At 67.1% G+C, this 4,146-nt stretch carries 4 protein-coding genes; all 4 read left to right on the top strand.

What is annotated here, in order from left to right:
* Window positions 1-2,184, top strand: a 2,184-nt coding sequence (locus ACODSL_RS20015) for a hypothetical protein (RefSeq protein WP_488902503.1), incomplete at its 5' end; no start/stop codon positions are given.
* An 11-nt stretch (window positions 2,185-2,195) separates the two neighbouring features.
* Complete coding sequence (locus ACODSL_RS20010) at window positions 2,196-2,615, top strand: DUF7936 family protein (RefSeq protein ID WP_488902502.1); 420 nt, start codon at window positions 2,196-2,198, stop codon at window positions 2,613-2,615.
* Window positions 2,616-2,681: 66 nt separating this feature from the next.
* Window positions 2,682-2,999, top strand: coding sequence for a hypothetical protein (locus ACODSL_RS20005; RefSeq protein WP_488902501.1), 318 nt, complete (start codon window positions 2,682-2,684; stop codon window positions 2,997-2,999).
* An 89-nt stretch (window positions 3,000-3,088) separates the two neighbouring features.
* Window positions 3,089-4,146: phage minor head protein (locus tag ACODSL_RS20000; RefSeq protein WP_488902500.1), on the top strand; the 1,058-nt coding region annotated here is incomplete at its 3' end.

The following is a 4,146-nucleotide window of genomic DNA, read 5'->3' as shown; positions in this document are numbered from 1 at the left end:
GCCACCGACATGATCTTCGAGCCGACGGCGGGCGCCGACATTGAGTTGAAGGTCACCGCCGGCGGCGGCATCCGGATCGGATCGGGCGGGGACTCCTACCTCTCCTACTTCTCAGGCGGCGGCGTGATGGTGGCGGGAGCCGTGCAGGGCAACTCCCTGACCCTGCGGACAAGCCTCGGAACGAGCTGGGCGGCGGTTGGGTTCAGAGACTCCTCGGCCGACCACTCGGCCACCGGCTCCGAGCGCATGGCGATCGGCTACTACAACCCGGCAGATGGATCCGGCTTCAGCGACTTGGCCGCCAACGATGGCGCCAACTATATCGAGACCTCGAACGATCCCGAGACCCCGGGCAGCACGCGCCTGCCTACGGCGCTCCGGATCGTGCGGTCGGGCTGGATCAATGGGTCGCGCCAGATCGGCATCATCCGGTTCGACCTGCAGCGCACCGGCGCCCTGGTGTTCAAGGACGACGCCCAGGCGACCAGCCTGACCCTGCCGGCGGCAAACGCCAGTGGCGTGCTGCTCGGAACGACCCTCGGCGTGGTGGCTGGTGCGGCGGCCGCGCCGGGCCAATTCTTTGTCGGCGACACAGACACCGGCTGGTTTTCCCCGGCGGCTGACACCCAGGCCTGGGCGAACGGCGGCGCAGAGCAGATGCGGCTGGTCACCACGGGCCTGGGCGTCAAGACCAGCAATGTCAGGGCCTCGCTCACAGTCGCCGGCGACATCCTGGTCGGCGGCAGCAGCCGAGGGATCTGGTTCAACTCCTATTTCAGCAGCGCCTGGAAATACTACGCCTCCGGTTACGCTGCGGCCCTGACTTTGGCGTCGGACGGATCGCTGTACTACGCCAACACGGCCGTCTCCGGCTCGGCCGACGGCACGGCGTCGTTCAACAACTCGTTTATCATCGACAAGAACGGCAAGGTCGGGATCGGAATTACCCCGACTGAGGCGCTGCACGTCTACGGCAACGCCAAAATCACCGCGACGCTGAACCCGGCCGGCGGCCTGATCTCCTCGAGCTACGCCGGCTTGCTGACGATCGAGCCCCTGAGCGGTCAGAACCTCGAGCTGAAGCTCAACACGCCGGTCACCAACTATGTCCGGATCGGCAACGCCTCCGAGTTCAAGCTGACCCAGTTCGGCGCGGGCGGCATGGTGTTTGGCAACATCACCGGCAATGTGCTGGCCATCCGAACCAGCAACGCCGCCGGCTTCTCGGCCATCGCCTATCGCGACGCCTCGACGGACCACACCTCGACGGGTTCCGAGCGGATGGCGATGGGCTACTACAACCCGGTCGACAGCACCGCATTCAGCGACCAGGCCAACGGTGACGGCGCGAACTACATCGAGACCTCCAACGACCCTGAGTCGGCCGGCAGCACGCGAGCGCCCACCGCACTCCGGATCCTGCGGTCAGGCTATATCAACGGCTCACGGCAAATTGGCGTCGTGCGGATGGATCTGCAGCGCGCAGGCGCCTGGGTCTTCAAGGACGACGCTCAGGCGGTGACCCTCACCCTGCCGGCGGCCAACGCTACCGGAGTGCTGCTGGGGACCGGCCTGGGGATCACTGTTGGTTCCGCGGGCTCGCCCAGCCTGTTCATCGCAGGCGACACCGACACCGGGATCTGGGCGCCAGCCGCCAACACCTGGGCGGTCTCCACCGGCGGCGTTGAGGGTCTGCGTCTGGATAGCAGCCGCTACCTGGGCCTCGGAACGTCGGCCCCGAAATCGCGACTGGATGTGGCGGGCTCAATCACCGTCTCGCCCAGCAGCGGCATCAACTTCAATCAGTACTACAACGCCGCCTGGCTCTCGAAGGCCGCCGGCTATAGCGGCGGCATCATCCTGGGCGGCGATGGCGCGATGTACTTCTCCAACACGTCGTCCTCGGCCGGCGGCGCGGACGTCTCGATCAGCCCGAACAACAACTTCATCATCAGCAAGAACGGCCTGATCGTCCTGGGCTCCACCCTGGCCTCGACCAACCCGGCCCTGAAGAAGAGTTCGACGATCCTGCAGGTGCGCATCGGCGACGACACCGCCTTCGGCACGATCCAGGGCGTGTTCAGAACCACCGCCAACGCCGTCGCCGAGACGCCGGCGGCCACCCACACCGTTCAAATCCAGGACGCGGCAGGCACGACTTACCGCGCTCTCGTCGCAGCATAGGGACTGAAAACATGGCTCAACTGAAATGGCGCGTCGCCAGCCTGGAGACCTCTCCGGTCGAAAACGGAGACACCCGGGTCGTCGTCGTCCACTGGGTGCTGGAAGCGCTGGCGCCTGCCCGCAAGGGGAGCGACCCGCTCGCCCCATCGGTTCTCGCGTTCGCCTATGGTGATCAGCGACTGCCGCCGCCTCTGCCCGGCGCGTTCATCGCCTACGACACCCTCAGCGAGGATCAAGTTCTCGGTTGGGCGCGGGACGCCATGGGACCCAAAGAGGTCGCCAGATACACGGCCCTGGTCAAACGCGAGGCCGCTGATCGGAATCGGGCCTCCAAGACCAAGACCCGCCCGCCGTGGTCACCGCCACATCCCTCCGACCCCATCGATCCCGGCAGCGCAGCGCCGGACGAACCCGCTTTGGCGGTGAAGTAGCCGCGCCTTGAACACCACCCAGCCGGCCATCAACCGCCCGGCATCTCGCAGCTGAAGGAACAGCCCGTGACGAAGACCACCACCAAACTGAATCTCGAAATCCCCATCATGACCCGCCTGGGCAAACAGATGGTGGTCGATGGCCAGCCGATCTCCATGCGGTACGCCCTCTTCATCGCCCTCGACAGTCGCCTGCCGAACGATGATGCGGTCGGCAAAATGCCCCGTGGCCGTTTGGCGGACCGGATCGCGGCCGCGGACGTCGATATCGAGCTCGACAAGGAAGAGGTCATCCTGGCGACCAATCGCGTGAAGGAGTTCTGGGACCCCAACACGCTGTTCCGCGTCCTCGAAAAGCTCAACCCGGCGGCCCTCGAAACCTAGTCCACCGACCGACGACGGCAATCCACTGAGGGCGCCATGCGCTATCACACGACAGTTCAAGCGCCCGGCATCGCCGGTCATCAACCCTGATGGCCGGCGATGCTTTGACCCTGGAAGCCCTGCCACCGGCCGAAGCGATCGACTTCTTCCGGGGCAAGGGCCTGCAGGAGAGCTTCGCCTGGCAGGACGTCTGGGAGGAGGAGCATGGCAAGGCCTTCACCGTGGCCAAGGCCATGCGCCGGGACGTGCTGATCGACATCCGCGAGGCCGTCGATCGCGCGCTCAGCGAAGGTCGGACGTTCGGCCAGTTCAAGACCGACCTGGAGCCGCTGCTGCGGGACAAGGGCTGGTGGGGCCGCGCGCCCATGACCGACCCGCTGACGGGCGAACGGCGAGACGTTCAGCTGGGCTCAGCCCGGCGCCTTAGGACCATCTTCGACGTCAACCTGCGGACCAGCTATGCCGCAGGCCGTTGGAAGCGCATCCAGGACACCAAGGAGGGCCTGCCCTTCCTGCGCTACGTCGCCGTCCAGGATGGCCGGACCCGGCCCGAGCATGCCGCCTGGCACGGGACCATCCTGCCGGTCGATGATCCCTGGTGGGACAGCCACTATCCGCCCTGCGGGTTCAACTGCCGCTGCACCACCATCCAGCTCAACCAGCGCACCCTGGATCGGCGGGGATGGACCGTGACCGAGGAGCCGGTGCGGTTCCCGCCCAGGCCCTATGTCAACCCGCGCACCGGCGAGGCGGCCCTGCTGGAGCGGGGGGTGGATCCGGGGTTCAACTACAACGTCGGCCGGGCCTGGCTGGATGGGCTGACGCCCCGGGCTGGCAGCGTATTGCCGGACGTGTCCCGGGTGGTCACCGGTGGCCAGCCGCCGATCGAGCCGCGACCTGGTCCTGACCTGGTCCAGGCCGGCGTGGCGGCCGCGACAGAGGCGTTCCTGACCCGGTTCGGCGTGAAGGCCGGCAAGGCGGCGGTGTTCACCGACGCCGGCGGCGAGCCGTTCGCCATCTCGCCGGCCCTGTTCACGACAGCGGCCGGCCGGGCCCGGACGTTCGGCAAGGCCGCCGACCAGCTGCCGATGGCGGCCGAGGCGATCGCCGACCCCGACGAGATCCGCTGGATCTGGACCGATGGCGA

Source organism: Caulobacter sp. FG121, from assembly GCF_057809815.1.
The sequence above is the reverse complement of the archived record's forward strand: the minus strand, read 5'-3'. Positions and strand labels throughout refer to the sequence as shown.